This is a genomic window from Paenibacillus intestini, assembly GCF_030803945.1.
In the GTDB taxonomy this organism is placed as follows: domain Bacteria; phylum Bacillota; class Bacilli; order Paenibacillales; family Paenibacillaceae; genus Paenibacillus; species Paenibacillus polysaccharolyticus.
In genome coordinates this window covers 557,350-572,683 of sequence record NZ_JAURUN010000002.1, presented here as the reverse complement: position 1 = coordinate 572,683, position 15,334 = coordinate 557,350, and the positions used below count along the sequence as shown (strand labels likewise).

Genomic DNA, 15,334 nt, shown 5'->3' with positions numbered 1-15,334 from the left:
CGAAATGGTCTAGAGTAACCATGCTTTCATTGTAAAGAATTCAGCCTGCTATTTCCAGTGGGTAGGTCGATTTCTTATGCTTAGATCATCTGATTTGAAATTTGTTTGTCTATGCGTAAATGACTTTCTTTTTGAAGGAGAAACGGCTAGACTTGTGTGTAGAGTTTTTTTACATATAAGAGACGGAGAGCGGCCATATGGCGTACCGAACCAGAACGGAGTGAGTGATTTGTTATACAAAAGTCTTGCTAAACCTTTATTGTTTAAAATGGACCCTGAACAGGCCCATCATCTGATTATTGGTGGCCTAAGCGGTGTGGGTAGTGTCCGTCCAGTTCCATCCGGACTACGTGTCATGTACGGCGTGCGTGAAACCCCGGATCTGGCGGTGGACATGTTCGGTTGTCATTTTCCTACACCGGTTGGTCTAGCCGCAGGTCTGGATAAAAACGGACAGGCTGTTACCGGTTTCTCTTCGATTGGGTTCGGATTTATGGAGGTTGGAACGGTGACACCGCTCGCACAGTCTGGCAACGATCAACCCCGCCTATTCCGTTTACCGCCAGATGAAGCGCTGGTGAACCGGATGGGCTTCAACAATCTCGGTGCAGAAGCGATGGCAGGAGAACTGGCGCGTCTGCAAGAACGTCGTATCCCTGTAGCGGTCAATATTGGGAAAAATAAAGTCACTCCAAATGAGGAAGCTCATCTGGATTATGCGAAATGTATACAAGCGTTATATACTTATGCCGATTTGTTTGTGGTCAATATCAGTTCACCAAATACACCGGATTTGCGTAATCTGCAACATGGGAATGAATTGAAAGAACTGCTGGCTGCAGTGATGGAAGAGATGAATCGCCAACAGGCTAAGGTTGGTGGAGCAGCCAAATCCGTGCTTGTCAAAATAGCTCCTGACGTGAATGAGCAAGAACTCGAATATATGGTTGGGACGATTGCGGCGAGTGGGGTGTCGGGTATCATTGCAACGAATACAACGATTAGTCGTGAAGGTCTCTCGCATCAGCACGCGAAGGAAACGGGCGGGCTCAGTGGAAAGCCGCTACGTGAACGTTCAACAGAAATCATTCGTCAGGTATACAGACAGACTGAAGGCAAGCTCCCCATCATCGGCTCCGGTGGCATTTTTACCAGTGAGGATGCTTATGAGAAAATTAAAGCCGGAGCAAGCCTGGTAGAAATCTATACTGCGTTAATCTATGAAGGACCAGAAGTAAACCGTAAAATCCATGCTGGATTGCGCGAATTACTGCGTAGGGACGGATATCATCATATTTCAGAGGCGGTTGGTGCAGACCACCGTTAAAGAGCGATATACCCCCAGAACACGGAATAATAGAAGCGTGGGAGAGTGTAGAATGGATCGGGACTCTTCCCCCCGGCAAACATCATGTATAATGGATAAGAACAGGGGATGCTATAGAGACAGGAGGCTTAACGATGGACGGTAGAGACTGGGGTACATTTTTACTTCCTTATGAACAAGCGGTAGAGGAATTGAAGGTCAAATTCAAAACGATGCGGGCCGAATTGAAGAAACGGGAAGAATATGCCCCGATAGAATTCGTTACGGGCCGTGTCAAAAAAATCTCCAGTATTCTGGAAAAATCAAGACGTCTGAATGTGGCACTGGATGATGTGGAGACGGGGATAGAGGATATTGCGGGTATTCGGATTATGTGTCAATTCGTGGATGATATTCGGCGTGTTGCCGAGTACATCAGAGCACGGAAAGATTTAACCGTATTGATTGAAAAAGATTATATAACCAACTTCAAAGAAAGTGGTTATCGCAGTTTTCATATGATCATTGAGTATCCTGTACAGACGGCCTTGGGGCAGAAAAAAGTGCTTGCCGAAATTCAGATTCGGACACTTGCCATGAATTTTTGGGCAACGATTGAACATTCTTTGAGCTATAAATACCGGGAAAGTCTGCCGGAAGACATGCGAGCGAGACTTAAGAAAACAGCGGAGGCCGCTTTCGTCCTCGATAATGAGATGTCAGCGATCCGTCTGCAGATTCTGGAAGCGCAGAAGGCTTTCGAGGATGATTCCAATATTGTGTCAAGAACGCTCAGTATCATTCAACAGCTGTATTTCTATCATCTGGTTCATGAGGCAATTGAAGCACAGAGACGATTCAATGACTGCTGGGAACGGAATGATATGGAGGGGCTCAAAGTGCTGCTGGATGATGTGAAGGAACTTCTGAACAACGCCAGAAAGGGCGAAAATCCAGATGAGCAGTTATGAACCGCTCTACATTGATTATCTGATTTATTTTAATCGGGATCGGGATTATTTCGAGTGTCATGAGGTGCTTGAAGAATTGTGGTTGGAACGAGACCGAGACCCGCTATACAAAGGCCTGCTGCAAATCGCGGTGGGACTGTATCACTATAGAAATCGTAATTTTCGCGGTGGACGAATGATGCTGCAAAGTTCTCTCGAACTACTGGAATCGTATCCTGACAGTATTCTCGGTATCCATCTGGGCGATTTGAAAGCTGACGTTCACAGAATTGTAAACGAGTTACAAGATCATGATTCTGAAAAACTGGAGTATCGTGATCTGTCTATCCTTATTGAGGATAAGGCACTTGTACAGCATATACAGAAAAGGTCGCTGGAGCTGAAACCTAATGTTCCGCAACGGCGAAGTCCAACCCGGGGACGAATTTACGAAGAGAAAATGAAGGCACTACAGCAGACGGAGTTACATGAGCATGACGAGAACGCTAATCATCAAGCAAATAATTAGGGTCCTACATCCTATGTTTGTATAACAAGACACCCCGACGATTCCTTTACAGGAATGATCGGGGTGTTTTTGGTTTATTGAATTTAATTTTACCAAAGTTCATTGAACTAGCTTTTACTTGGAGTTGCACTGCCTTTATACTTATCAAAAAATTGCTTGTAGTCGTCCAGAGTATAACCGTTGTCGCTTCCGTTCTCTTTCAAACCGCCAACCATGCGGTCTTTCTCAACGCCATCTTGGTAATAAACGAGAGTAGGTGTGAATTCAATGTTGTAATCTGTCCAGCCGGATTCGAACTCGCGCAGGTTAAACTGTGGAAGCTTAATTCCTTCACTGTCTACCAGCGGCATCAATTGTGGTGTCGTTGCACGGCAGTGTGAACAGTCGGAAGCGAAGAAATAAACAAAGAAGCTATCCTTGTTATCGATTCTAGCTTTCAGATCAGCCGGCAGGATGATTTGTTGATAGTTGGGATCTTTGAGCAATTCCCGTGTAGCCGGATTAAGCTTGGAAGCTGCAATGCCATAAGCGTTTTCTACAGTATCCATCTGTTTCTTGGATTGTTGGTTCACGAGAACCAGCGCAGCAATCATGACGACTAGTATGCCGAGGAAGATAAGGATTGTGGCGCTTTTCTTTTTCTTCTTGGAATTCATTGTTCATCCCCCATTTTTCATATCGAGATAAAATTTGCAACAAAAATGCAGGCTGGGATAATATGCATAAACAACCGAATTTTTGCTGATAAAACAATCTATTAGCATTATACTACATTACACGCTGTAGTGGAATACACATGATAGGATAGGCAAGCAAAATCAGGATATGATAACATAGAGCAATATGTCATTTTAACAGGATAGGATGAGTGGAACTATGGCCGTACAGTTGCCTTTGGACTTCGCAGAGCGAATGAAACGTTTGCTTGGCGATGAATTTGAATCTTTTATACAATCGTATGAACAATCCCCGCATGCCGGGCTCCGCGTAAATACGCTTAAAATATCAATGGAACAATTTAAAGAGATTGCCCCGTTTGACTTAAGACCTATTCCGTGGTGCGAAACTGGTTTTTACGTGCCTCATGGGGTGAAGCCTGGCCTGCATCCCTATTACCACGCGGGTCTCTATTATATTCAGGAACCGAGTGCAATGGCTCCCGTGGAGCAACTGAACGTCCAGCCTGGAGATCGCGTACTCGACTTGTGTGCTGCTCCTGGGGGGAAATCAACCCAGATTGCTGCCAAGTTGCAAGGTAAGGGGGTGCTTGTCACGAATGACATTCATTCAGAGCGTACCAAAGCACTTGCCAAAAACGTGGAGCTGTACGGCGTAAGAAATGCCGTTGTGCTGAATGAGTCACCTGAGCGCATCGCGGATGCGTTTCCTCATTATTTTGATAAAGTGTTGATCGATGCACCGTGCTCAGGCGAAGGCATGTTCCGTAAGGATGAAGACATGGTGAAATCCTGGGAACATCATTCTGTGGAGAAGTGTGTGTTGATGCAGCGAGATATTCTCGAAACGGCAGCGCGGTTATTGGCTCCAGGAGGAACGATTGTTTATTCGACCTGTACCTTTGCGCCGGAGGAAAACGAAGCGATGATTGCCGAGTTTTTGAAGTTAAATCGTGATTTTGCTGTAGTTAATATTGCTGATACCGCTGGATTTGCCCCAGGACGTCCGGATTGGGTGCGTGAGATGTTGCCAGATCAGGCGACGGAGACAGAAGAAGTGCTGGATCAAACGCGCGGTACAGCCCGATTGTGGCCTCACTTGTTAGAAGGAGAGGGACATTATGTTGCTGTGATCAAACACTCTGATGAATCTAATCTAGAGTTAGGTAAAGAGTTACATGAAGAAAAACGTGGTGCTGGACAACGTGTGCCTGAGTCCGGATTGTTGCATGAACCGAGTGAGGATCGTTCCTTTTTACGATCGGCTTCGCTTCCTATAACCAAAGCCGATCGTAAAAAGGAACGTTTGTTACGGGTTGAATCTAGAGCAAGCAACGACAAAAGTACACGCGGTGGTAAACACACCGCGAAACCAGGCAAGAAAGGGAAAGAGGCTGGTGGTCGCAAGTCTGACCGAGGGCAAGGAAGAGCTTCGGATTCCAGCTCCGTTGATCCATTAGCGGTCTATGCTCAGTTTGTAAATGAGAATCTGGTTATACCGCTTGAAGGTGAAACGGTATGTTACGGGGATCGTGTATACCAGTCAACGGTAGGTGCTGCCCGTCTGGAAGGGTTGAAAGTGATTCGCCCCGGATGGTTTATGGGCACGGTTAAAAATGGGAGATTCGTTCCGTCCCATCCCCTGGCGTGCGCTTTGCGTGCATCCGAGGCACATCGAAGTGTGCATCTGTCTTCTGAAGATGGAGAAGCAGTAAGGTACTTGAAAGGGGAAACGCTGAATATAGAGCAAGAACGGCTTAACCTTCTGGAAGGAGCAGCGCCTAAGGGGTATGTGCTCGTATGCGTGGATGGATATGCGGCCGGCTGGGGCAAATGGCTGGATGGTGTATTGAAAAATGAATACCCTGCAGGATGGAGGTGGACATCGGTATGAGTGGGAAAGGCAAACAAACACAGCGATTGGATAAAATTTTGAGTCATATGGGTGTAGGTACACGCAGCGAGCTTAAAAAAATGGTGAAGCAGGGACGTATTCATGTGGATAGCAAAGCGGTAAAGGACAGCGGCATTCAGGTTGATCCGGCAATAAACATCATTGAAGCGGATGGTGAGCGGATTGTTTACCGTGAAATGATCTATCTGATGCTTCACAAACCGCCCGGTGTTGTATCTGCGACGGAAGATGCTCGGGATAAAACGGTGCTGGATCTGCTGCGCAAAGAAGATCGGATCTTTCAACCATTCCCGGTAGGGAGGCTGGACAAAGATACGGAGGGACTTCTTATTTTGACAAATGATGGCCCTCTTGCCCATGATCTGTTATCGCCTCGAAAACATGTACCCAAAACATACGAAGCACGGGTGCTCGGGAAAGTGGATGTGGATGACGTGCAGCGTTTCGCAGCCGGCGTTAGACTCGATGACGGGTATGAGGCCATGCCGGCGGAGCTGACTGTGCTGGGATATGAAGAAACAGATGAAGGCATCGTATCGCTTATTTCGCTTATTATCCATGAGGGGAAGTTTCATCAGGTCAAACGCATGTTCCAGGCTGTGGACAAACGTGTCATCTATTTGAAACGTGTAGCCATGGGAGAACTTAAGCTGGATTCCGATCTGGCAATCGGGAGTTACCGCGAGTTAACTGCAGAAGAGCTGACTTGTTTGCGAAATAACAATGCAACCAACTAAACACAGATGGGATGAGAAGCATATGACGTACAAATTGATTGCACTGGATGTTGACGGAACTTTATTGAATGATGATCATGAATTGACTGAATGGACACAAGAAACACTGATTCAGGCCTCACGCCAAGGGGCAGAGATTGTGCTTTGTTCAGGCCGAGGCCCGGCCAACACGATTCCTTTTATGAAACAGATGGGTCTGAATGGTTATGTTATCACGCATAATGGTGCGGTTACTGCGCATGTGGAGACACGTGAAGTTATTCATCAGTTTGCTCTGGATACCCAGGGACTTGAACCTATTATGACGTACTGCCGTGAAAATGATGTGCATTTTGACATCAATACCGCCTTTGGTCTATATGTGGATCAACCCGAAGGTTTGGAATTACAGGTAAGGCAGATGTATTATAATTTCCTGGCTGAGCCGCTTAAGCTACCCCGTTGGGCAGATATGACTGAACCTCTGGCGAAGTTTACAGCTTTTGGCCCCATCGAGCAGATGGATATGGTCCAGCGCGAGTGGACGTCCTGGAATCTGCCGTATTACATGACACGTAGCGGTGACTTTTTCATTGATCTGATGCATCCCGAAGCTTCCAAAGGTACGGCGCTTAAAAGGCTGGCTGATTCCAAAGGTATTGTGCCATCCGAGATCATGGCCATTGGTAACTATTTCAATGATATTACGATGCTCACTTTTGCCGGTAAAGGGATTGCGATGGATAACTCTCCAGAAGAGGTTAAGGCCGCATCCGATGAAGTGACCTTGTCCAACAATGATGAAGGGGTTGCGCACGCGATCCACAAGTATATTTTGTCCGTATAAATCTTCCGCTTCTTCCTTACTTGATCTACGAAAAAGGCTCCATCATCGTTCGAAAATGTACAGTGCCTCATAAACTACTGTCTCTAGGGGCATCCTAAGAGAATACGTTAGGAATGAGGAGGACTGTCAATGGTACAGATTGATTTAACGGCGGATCTGCGCACAGCAAGTGGTGAAGTGCAGGATATTATGGTAGATGGCAGATATACAGGCTCGCTTTTACTGATCTACAGAGAAGGGGAGCGTCTGTCAGGCAGCCTTCAACTGGAACAGGAGTCTATAGAAGAGGAAGTAGAGCAGCTCATTATTGATAAGGTACATGCTTATGTTCGTGCGCTTGCAGATGCGGTGGCGGCATCCTACTATGAAGTTTTGGTGACCTGTGGCGCGTTGTATTCCGTCCTGCAACCAGCGGAACGAAGTGAGGAGACGTTATGGTCTTATCGCGGAACTGCGGCTACGGAAGATGATGACCTGTATGACGAAGAGAGCCGTTATGGTGATGACTTTCCAGGCGAGCTGAATATCATTCCCGCATCTCGGGATGGATCGTTTACATATGAAGACCAGGAACATTTGCTGGAAATGGAGATGATCAGTGCCGGTCGTAACTTATCTAGCTATGTATTCAATGATGTTGAAGGGGAAGAGGTAGCAGAGGCTACGCTCAAACAGTATGGAGCCGATGCACAGGGGGAGATTCACTGGTACGAAGAACCTGACGACATGGTACAGGAAGCTGCGGCAGAATTGCTTGTACGGGAACTGGATGAGGAGATCATTGATACGATTACCATTCGGATATGGCATCAGGGGAACGAGTTGCAGACGCTAGAATGGGTGCATCGTGATTTTTCCGAAGAGCTGGAGGAAGATGAAGAGCAAGATAACTCCATTGATGCGATCGGAGATATGATTGAGCCAGAAGAGGCGGAAGAAGCATGTTATGTAATGCTCAGGAACAAGGATCGGGAGTTCAGAATCTATGATCTTTTCGTTCAGGAGCGCGGAGGTCTGCCCGTGGGCACAGCGACCATCGATACGTCACATTCCGATCTGACAGGTTATATGGATTACGATGTACCAGGCACAAGTGAACAGCGTAAAACCCTGGTAGAAGTGCTAATGAGGGAGCTAAACAGAGAGATTGAATTCGACTCATTACATCTCACCATGCTGTACAGGAATCAAATTATTGATGAAGCCAGAATGGATGGGTAAGAGGCGAAAGCCTTTTATCCATTTTTTTTGTCTTTATGCTTTTTGGTTTTGATTTTGACGAAAAAAACTTTTCTCGGTATATTACGACTAGTTCTTTAATTAATGAAGTTGCGATGGTATCGAATGGGAGCGACTTTTGGATTTGGACGTAGTCCAAACCAAGGGAAGCGAGCAGTCGAAACTAGAGCATATAGGAGGGACATGATGACACACACATTCACCATTCACAGCCAGTACATTAATGATGGCTTTGAAGCTGTTCAAGCACAGCCGGAGGACACGGAAGAGGTGCTCTCATTGCTTGCAGAGACGGCATCCTGGTTGAAAAGTAAAGGCTCTTCCCAATGGAATGCATTGTTACAAGGGGAAGATTCTCATGATACACCTTCGGCCATTCGCCGAGGGGACGTCTTTGTTTTCAAAAAAGAAGCGCAGATTGCTGGAATGGTCATTCTCATGCAGAAGCCAAGTCCATGGGATCTCAAGCTGTGGGGAGATCAGGCCCACGCGGAAGATGGGGCGCTCTATCTACATCGACTTGCCATACGAAGAAAATATGCTCGAACAGGTCTGGGGAAGTCCATATTGGAATGGTCGAGTCGTGGCATACAATTCGCAAATAAGTCTCTCGTACGATTGGATTGCGGGGCTGACAATGTCACATTAAACACGTTTTATGCAGGAAATGGATTCGGCTATGCAGGTAAGCATGATGGGTTCAGCATTTACGAGAAACCGGTTGAATTGTAGCAAGAATTCGTGACGAGTTGTTGAGAACGTCATGAGGAAGGACCTGGAAGCTGTTAACACTTGTGCGTCTAGTTTTCTATACTCAGCTTAGTCCTTTGATGAAGAGACAAATGTAAAACATAAGCTTCTGCATGTGGAGTTGACTGAATATGTTGTATATACGACTCAATAATTAAGTTGTCAAAGCGGTGGATGTTCTTGCTTTTCTATGTCATAATAAACATTAATGATATGCAATAAAATGCATGAAAATACATTTTCGTGTAAAGAACGGAGTTGGAGGCTCAAGAGCCGCTTTACTGAACATATGTTCTAATATATCATAAATAAATGTGGAAAAAGAGAAATGAAGTTGGAAAGGGGGATAATGACGTTGAAATTGCTACAGGCTCTATTCTTTCCTCCAGAGCAGCCCGGAGGTGTATCCTCTATGATTCCTTATATGCAGGAGAGGTTTGCAAGCCCAAGATGGGAGATGGACCTGTTTTCCTTGCCCAAACGTATTCGTAACAAAGGGAGAGAGGAAGTACAGTTTGATACGTTTGACTGGACCCTCTATCAGGATAGTCCTGTGGTACAAAAGTATATTCAGACATATCGTGACTATCTATGGTGGACCAAGCTTCGCATTCAGAAGCCCTATGATCTGATTCATGCGCATCATCCTATTGCAGGGCTTGCCATGAAGTCGGTGTTTCCTGAGGTTCCCCTCATTCAAACCATTCACTCCAGTTATGAGAGAGAGCTTATTTTGAATGGCCGTATAGAGCCTGATGGGCTGGAACATCAATTCCTGCAGGCCATCTATGGAGAGCTTGAGTATCGTGCCGAGCGTCTGCTAACGGTATCTGATTCGTTCCGTCGATATTTGAGCCCGTATGTGAAACATCCAGACCGCATCGGCATTATTCCTAATGGTTTTGATGAGAAGCGGTTCAAACCGATTCCCCATGATAATGCGGTCCCGCAACTGGTAACGGTCTGCCGGCTTGTTCCTGCCAAGGGGCTAGATATTTTGTTTAAAGCGTGTGCGGAGTTAAAGGATAGGGGACATGATTATGTACTTCATATTATTGGAGATGGACCAATTCGTCCTGATCTGGAAGAGCTCGCACAGCGTCTGGGAATTTATAATGAAACGATTTTTTATGGATATACGCTACATCCTGAAGAGTTTATGCCATTCTTTGATGTGTTTGTACTGCCATCGCGTGCAGAAGCCTTCGGTTCAGTGTTCGCCGAAGCGGCGCTTAGCTGTCTGGCGCTTGTAGGCACCGATGTGGGGGGAATCCCTGAACAGATTGAGGATGGTGTAAATGGACTGCTCGTACCGCCTGAAGATCCAACTGCGCTGGCTGATGCCTTGGAAAAGGTCATGCTGGACCCGGCATATCGCTATGAACTGGCTCGTTCCGCTTGTGAAAAAGCCAAAACATTTTACTCGCTGGGTAGATCGGTGAATGATTTGAAAAAAATGTACTTGCAATTTCAGGCGTAAAACGGGAAAGCAAATATATGAAACAAGCCGCTGTAGTGATACAGCGGCCTTTTTGTATATAACGGATTTTACAACAGCCAATCCTCTGGATTGTTTGCTAATTCCTGAACAGCATTCATGAACAATCCGGCATGGTACCCATCACAAACTGAGTGATGAACCTGTAGTGATAATGGTAAAAATACCGAATTACCTTTGTGGATGAATCCCCCTGCCGTAATGATGGGAAGAAGGTAACGGTTATTATTGTTGATATTTAAGTTAAATCCAGTAAAAGATGTCCAAGGAATCGTCGAAAGGGAAAACACATTTTCAGGTATAGGTGTCTTGGGAAACAATTTGCCTGAACGTTTATATTTTTCTACATCGATAATGTAGGCATCTTGAAACGTGTTGAAATCATCGGTAACACGAGTCCAAATGGCAGAGAACGACTCAGATGAGTGATCAAAGATGGTATAGAGCGGTTCCAGCATATCCCAATATCCCAGATCTCCATCCTTGTTGTAACCCGTTCTAAAAGCACGATTTGAGTTAACCACACTTGAAATTAAAAAGATAAATGCAGGATAGAATCGATATTCTTTTTGTTTGATGAGTTGATATACAGCAGTTACATCCATTTCATTGGTTAGGCTGAATGAAGTATTTTGATTCATATAGTGATGAAATATGTCTGTTCTATTCCAAGTGTTAAAATCAATTTTGTTAAAATTCATTAGATGAGCCTCCTAAATTTTATCTAAAACGAATTTAGGAGGCCAAGTTGTCTGCTTTTTTCATCAGAACCCATCCTTTACTAAGGTTTACTTTAAATTGTACCATAACTTTATCCATTTAAACGGCTTCAACCTCATATCTACGCCTTCAATTCATATTATTCCGACCACGAAATGTACCCCAGCGATCCCTAATGAGCTTACCCGCCCAAAAGAGTGCCATGCATCCGAAAATGGGATAAAGAACGGATAAAAGGGAGCTGAATCCAAATTGGCTAAACGAGTAACATAACATCATGATGACTAGTGTAATCAACCGGGGATGAACATCGATATGTTGTCTAAGTTGCAAAGTCATGCCGTAGATGTCGGCAACAAACGTTGTAAATATTTCCATGAAAATCAATGAGACATATACAGATTGCACTATCCATCCCAGTTGAAAAGCGATACTTCCCATAGGGATTTCAAACTGTACGATGCCTGGCATCTGGGCCGACATTGCAAAATGGGCTGCCATCAGCATAAAACCTACGCCAATCCCGCCTAGAATTCCGCCCCATTTTAATGTATTGCGATGACGAATCTGATTGCCTACAGGTACAAGTACCGCTTGAGCGAGCGCAAGGTTAAATGCAGTGTAAAGTAATGGGGAAATCCATACCTGAAACGGATTGCTATCTGTTGTCAGTGTGACAAAACGAAAGACACCCGGATGATGTAGCGTACTGAAAATCATAAGCAGGGACAGCAGAAGCATCATGGGTACCACAATACTGTTCATTTGCAGAATCGCCTGCATTCCGCGTCCCAGAAGAAGATATGTACCGATCAAAGTGATGATCAAACCTGTTTGGTAGTGCAAACCCAGATGTTCCATAAAGACAGAACCCGCCCCGGCGAGCATCACGCTGTTTACACCGATCAGAACAATAAGAGTAATCCATGTAATCCATTTGCCAGCTTTGTGACCAAACAGATGTTTGTTAAGATCCTCATAGGAACGCGAACGGGTATCATGAGCAATGAGCATCATTTTGGTTCCGAGCCAGACAAAGAGCATGGTGGACAAAGCAATGGTGATTGTGGCCCACTTGCCATATTGGGTAAAAAACTGCAATATTTCCTGTCCTGTGGCAAAGCCGGCCCCGACAACAGTTCCGATGTATGTGAATGCAATCTGTAGCACCCGGAATACCTGTTTCATGTGTTTCCCCTTTCAGGTCCCGGGATTGTTGGACATGCGGGTACCATAGTACAAGTTATGCTTGACCAATGAAAGTCATGACTGCAGGATCGGCTAATGACTCTGAATTATCAGGTTCTGTTGACTTAGGGTTGATTTCGCTTGAACTTGTAGCTGGATATATGATACTTTATACCTCATAGGATAGGCTTGGGAGGTCAAATCATGGACGTATTAAAACAACGAATTTTACAAGAGGGTGTCGTCATCTCGGATCAGGTATTGAAACTGGATGGTCTTCTGAACCATCAGATTGATCCTGCATTAACGATGGAGATGGGACGGGAGTTTGCTGCTCGTTTTCGCGAGAGTGGAGTTACTCGTGTGATTACGGTGGAATCATCAGGGATTCCGGTTGCTTTTGCCGCAGCACATGAACTGGGAGTACCTTTGGTATTTGCCCGCCGCAAAAAAACGCTTCTGGCCGATCCTGATGCCTACTGCGAACGTGTACCATCCTTTACGAAAGGAATCGTAACGGATATTATGGTGTCTCGCGAATACATTCATGAAAATGACCGCATTTTGTTCATTGATGACATTATTGCAAACGGAGATGCCGCCCGCGGCGTAATTAAAATTATTGAGCGTTCCGGCGCAGAACTTGTGGGATTTGGTGTTGTGGTGGAGAAGAGCTTCCAGGCTGGTGCTCGCACCATCCGTGAACAAGGGATTCCAGTAGAAGCTCTTGTACGAATTCGTTCACTGAATAATGGCACCGTGCAATTCGACGATAATGAAATGTGACTTTTTGAAGGAAATTGGGCCTAATTTTTGAAGTATGACTTTGCATGGTCTTAGATTTCCTTTATAATGGGGTTATGTTAGGGAGAGGAGGCAACACCATGGGGAACCAACCGGCAACAGAACAATTTTTTATTGATAAGCTGGCGGAATCGAAAGTTCATTTTGAACGTGCCCTGGATTGTAAACATACGGAATTCGATGACCTTTATCCCTATATGATTGAACATCCTCAATTTTTCTGGTACAAACGCTATGTTGCCTGGTCAGAATTACTGACGATTGTAGGCTTGTGTGAAGAGTTGTCCTTCTCTTGGAAAGAACAATTTACACCGCACCAAGTAGAGTACCTTGAAGAACGTGTGATGTCCGCCAAAGTGCTTGATTTTTGGTTCGAGAAGAACGACAGCAAAGAGCACGCGCAGCGGTAACTCTCAGTCGGGACATTTTTTTCGAATGACATGACAGTCCAATACAGTCACGTGAGACCTAAATGACTTTTCATTTAGGTCTCTTTTTGTAAAGAAATTTGAGTATAGGAGTTATGACATGATTAGTGATACAGAATTGGATGCCCTGCGTTTGTCAGGGGAGAAGGTAAGAGTAGTGCGGGATGAACTGGAGTCTAATGATGTAACGGGCATCGTGGTAGCTTGGGATGATGAGCAAGTACTTATTCGCAGGCAAAATCGCCGTGTTGTGAAGCTGGATCGGTCTTACCGTTATCAGCTGTTCAGTGAGCCTCGTCAAAGTGTTTTAAGTGAATAAATGACATGAGTGCTTAGCTTAACGGATTCACGTTACCGGAGCTCCTTCTAAGAGAATGTCTGCTACACCAAATGTTTGGAATTACCATCAGGAACAGGCATATTTGCGACGCACGCGAGAGAAGATAGGTACAGTGGAACAATTCGCTGTATTTACAGCCGAAAGGGTGTGCTGCAAGTCATGACATTGATGAATGATAAAGTTCATGCGTATAAGGATCAGATTGGCGCATTAAGCGACGTTCTCCCCGATGTGGTGAAATCATATCATGAGTTTACGGGAGAATGCTTCCAGCCGGGTGTGCTTGATGCCAAAACCAAGCAGTTAATTGCGCTAGGTATCGGTTTGTTTGCTAATAACGAAGTGTGCACGTTCTATCATGTGGAGGAAGCCCGGTCCAAGGGAGCGACCGATCAGGAAATCATGGAGACGGTAGCTGTCGCTGGTGCAGTGGGCGGCGGACATGCTCTGTCACAGGGAGCAATGAGGGTGCAGAAGGCGCTCCATTAGTGGATGAAGCAAAACAAAAATTAACAAGGTCATACACCTCTTTAATAGAGGCGTATGACCTTGTTTTTTTATAGCTCATCTTTACTTTCTTTACTGTAAGGAGGTAGCCAAAGGCTACTCCCCGTTCTTTAAATTCAATTAAAGTTTACCCAACATTTTGTTATACATAAATTGACCTGTCACCCGTCTTGCGGTTACATAACGATCACTGAAATACGGATTGGACAACTTGGTGATGCTGACACCTTTGCTGCTGGAGGCATGTGCGAATTGACCTCCACCGATGTATACTCCTGTATGTGAGATGCCTCTACCTGTTGTGTTGAAGAAGACCAGATCTCCTGTACGAATGCTTGCTTTGGAGACAGGTGTTCCGGCTTTCGCTTGTTGTTGCGACGTGCGAGGGAGCTCAATGCTATATTTGTTGAAAAGATATCTCATAAACCCGGAACAATCGAAGCCAGCCATGGTTGTGCCGCCCCATTTGTACGGGATGCCTGTCATATTGTTAACCATCGTATTAATTGTGCTTGCCTCTGTGCTTGTTGCCCCGGATGTAAATAGTACAGCAGCCCCAAAAATGGAAATAATCAGTTTTTTCAAAATCAATGTTCTCCCTTCGATGCCTACGGAGTTAGCTAAGGGTTCGGTAGAAGGTTCCCTATATTTCCTATGTATAAGAATAATTCACCCAAAATGGTTCCCCCGTTTTCAATCCTGAAACTCGGCAAATGAATAATTAAGTTTTTGTAACTATTTGAAACTATATTGCATAAATGCGTAATTGTCAAACCTGTTTAAAGGTGTTCATTTAGCCTCAATGTTAGCGGAATTATCGATTTTAGTTATCATTTTGTTGAAATTAGGGAGTTAAAGATTACAAAAAAGTCATTTGTGTTTCATATGAGAGAACTTGGATAATAAACAAGATTGTTATG

At 45.0% G+C, this 15,334-nt stretch carries 17 protein-coding genes and 1 riboswitch; of the genes, 13 read left to right on the top strand and 4 right to left on the bottom strand.

The window, feature by feature from the left end; all coding sequences use genetic code 11:
- The first annotated feature begins 229 nt into the window (after positions 1–229).
- From J2T16_RS07730 to J2T16_RS07720, 3 genes are all read left to right on the top strand, one after another.
- Positions 230–1,327 carry a quinone-dependent dihydroorotate dehydrogenase gene (locus tag J2T16_RS07730; RefSeq protein WP_499018194.1) on the top strand — a complete coding sequence of 366 codons (1,098 nt, stop codon included), beginning with the start codon at positions 230–232 and terminating at the stop codon, positions 1,325–1,327.
- Between the two features lie 134 nt (positions 1,328–1,461).
- Positions 1,462–2,277, top strand: a complete 816-nt coding sequence (gene yjbM, locus J2T16_RS07725; protein WP_090924744.1) for a GTP diphosphokinase — start codon at positions 1,462–1,464, stop codon at positions 2,275–2,277.
- Positions 2,264–2,785 carry a DUF309 domain-containing protein gene (locus J2T16_RS07720; protein ID WP_090924745.1) on the top strand — a complete coding sequence of 174 codons (522 nt, stop codon included), beginning with the start codon at positions 2,264–2,266 and terminating at the stop codon, positions 2,783–2,785. The genes yjbM and J2T16_RS07720 overlap by 14 nt, the downstream gene beginning before the upstream one ends.
- Before the next feature lie 107 nt (positions 2,786–2,892).
- Here the strand turns inward: J2T16_RS07720 and J2T16_RS07715 are convergent, their stop codons facing one another.
- Positions 2,893–3,441 (bottom strand): thioredoxin family protein, encoded by a 549-nt coding sequence (locus tag J2T16_RS07715; RefSeq protein ID WP_145412612.1) that lies wholly within the window; start codon positions 3,439–3,441, stop codon positions 2,893–2,895.
- 220 nt (positions 3,442–3,661) lie between these two features.
- Between J2T16_RS07715 and J2T16_RS07710 the strand changes: the two genes are divergently transcribed.
- The 6 genes from J2T16_RS07710 (at position 3,662) to J2T16_RS07685 (ending at position 10,409) form a co-directional block, all read left to right on the top strand.
- The gene (locus J2T16_RS07710) at positions 3,662–5,356 is read left to right on the top strand and encodes an RsmB/NOP family class I SAM-dependent RNA methyltransferase (RefSeq protein WP_499018073.1); all 1,695 of its coding nucleotides are present in this window, start codon (positions 3,662–3,664) and stop codon (positions 5,354–5,356) included.
- The gene (locus tag J2T16_RS07705; protein ID WP_336122312.1) at positions 5,353–6,114 is read left to right on the top strand and encodes a pseudouridine synthase; all 762 of its coding nucleotides are present in this window, start codon (positions 5,353–5,355) and stop codon (positions 6,112–6,114) included. The genes J2T16_RS07710 and J2T16_RS07705 overlap by 4 nt, the downstream gene beginning before the upstream one ends.
- A gap of 22 nt (positions 6,115–6,136) precedes the next feature.
- A complete protein-coding gene (locus J2T16_RS07700) occupies positions 6,137–6,940 on the top strand; it encodes a Cof-type HAD-IIB family hydrolase (RefSeq protein WP_253495647.1) in 804 nt (267 codons plus the stop codon).
- Between the two features lie 129 nt (positions 6,941–7,069).
- Positions 7,070–8,161, top strand: coding sequence for a hypothetical protein (locus J2T16_RS07695; protein WP_341181863.1), 1,092 nt, complete (start codon positions 7,070–7,072; stop codon positions 8,159–8,161).
- A 204-nt stretch (positions 8,162–8,365) separates the two neighbouring features.
- Entirely contained in the window at positions 8,366–8,911 is a 546-nt protein-coding gene (locus J2T16_RS07690; RefSeq protein ID WP_341181864.1) for a GNAT family N-acetyltransferase, read from the top strand.
- A gap of 373 nt (positions 8,912–9,284) precedes the next feature.
- Positions 9,285–10,409, top strand: a complete 1,125-nt coding sequence (locus tag J2T16_RS07685; protein WP_336122316.1) for a glycosyltransferase family 4 protein — start codon at positions 9,285–9,287, stop codon at positions 10,407–10,409.
- A gap of 68 nt (positions 10,410–10,477) precedes the next feature.
- On the opposite strand, the gene catA is transcribed toward J2T16_RS07685, so the two are convergent.
- Together catA and J2T16_RS07675 are read right to left on the bottom strand one after the other, a co-directional pair.
- The gene (gene catA, locus J2T16_RS07680) at positions 10,478–11,128 is read right to left on the bottom strand and encodes a type A chloramphenicol O-acetyltransferase (protein WP_499018070.1); all 651 of its coding nucleotides are present in this window, start codon (positions 11,126–11,128) and stop codon (positions 10,478–10,480) included.
- A gap of 148 nt (positions 11,129–11,276) precedes the next feature.
- Complete coding sequence (locus tag J2T16_RS07675; RefSeq protein ID WP_154886543.1) at positions 11,277–12,335, bottom strand: YkvI family membrane protein; 1,059 nt, start codon at positions 12,333–12,335, stop codon at positions 11,277–11,279.
- Between the two features lie 204 nt (positions 12,336–12,539).
- Here J2T16_RS07675 and J2T16_RS07670 point away from each other — a divergent pair, with 204 nt between their 5' ends.
- The 4 genes from J2T16_RS07670 (at position 12,540) to J2T16_RS07655 (ending at position 14,396) form a co-directional block, all read left to right on the top strand.
- Complete coding sequence (locus J2T16_RS07670; protein ID WP_090924753.1) at positions 12,540–13,121, top strand: xanthine phosphoribosyltransferase; 582 nt, start codon at positions 12,540–12,542, stop codon at positions 13,119–13,121.
- 98 nt (positions 13,122–13,219) lie between these two features.
- The gene (locus J2T16_RS07665) at positions 13,220–13,549 is read left to right on the top strand and encodes a hypothetical protein (RefSeq protein ID WP_024629266.1); all 330 of its coding nucleotides are present in this window, start codon (positions 13,220–13,222) and stop codon (positions 13,547–13,549) included.
- A 118-nt stretch (positions 13,550–13,667) separates the two neighbouring features.
- Positions 13,668–13,886, top strand: coding sequence for a hypothetical protein (locus J2T16_RS07660; protein ID WP_090924754.1), 219 nt, complete (start codon positions 13,668–13,670; stop codon positions 13,884–13,886).
- A 180-nt stretch (positions 13,887–14,066) separates the two neighbouring features.
- Positions 14,067–14,396 (top strand): carboxymuconolactone decarboxylase family protein, encoded by a 330-nt coding sequence (locus J2T16_RS07655; RefSeq protein WP_090924755.1) that lies wholly within the window; start codon positions 14,067–14,069, stop codon positions 14,394–14,396.
- Positions 14,397–14,534: 138 nt separating this feature from the next.
- Here J2T16_RS07655 and J2T16_RS07650 read toward each other — a convergent pair whose 3' ends face one another.
- Positions 14,535–14,999, bottom strand: coding sequence for a C40 family peptidase (locus tag J2T16_RS07650; RefSeq protein WP_145412618.1), 465 nt, complete (start codon positions 14,997–14,999; stop codon positions 14,535–14,537).
- A 5-nt stretch (positions 15,000–15,004) separates the two neighbouring features.
- A riboswitch (cyclic di-AMP (ydaO/yuaA leader) is annotated at positions 15,005–15,136 on the bottom strand.
- Positions 15,137–15,334 lie beyond the last annotated feature (198 nt).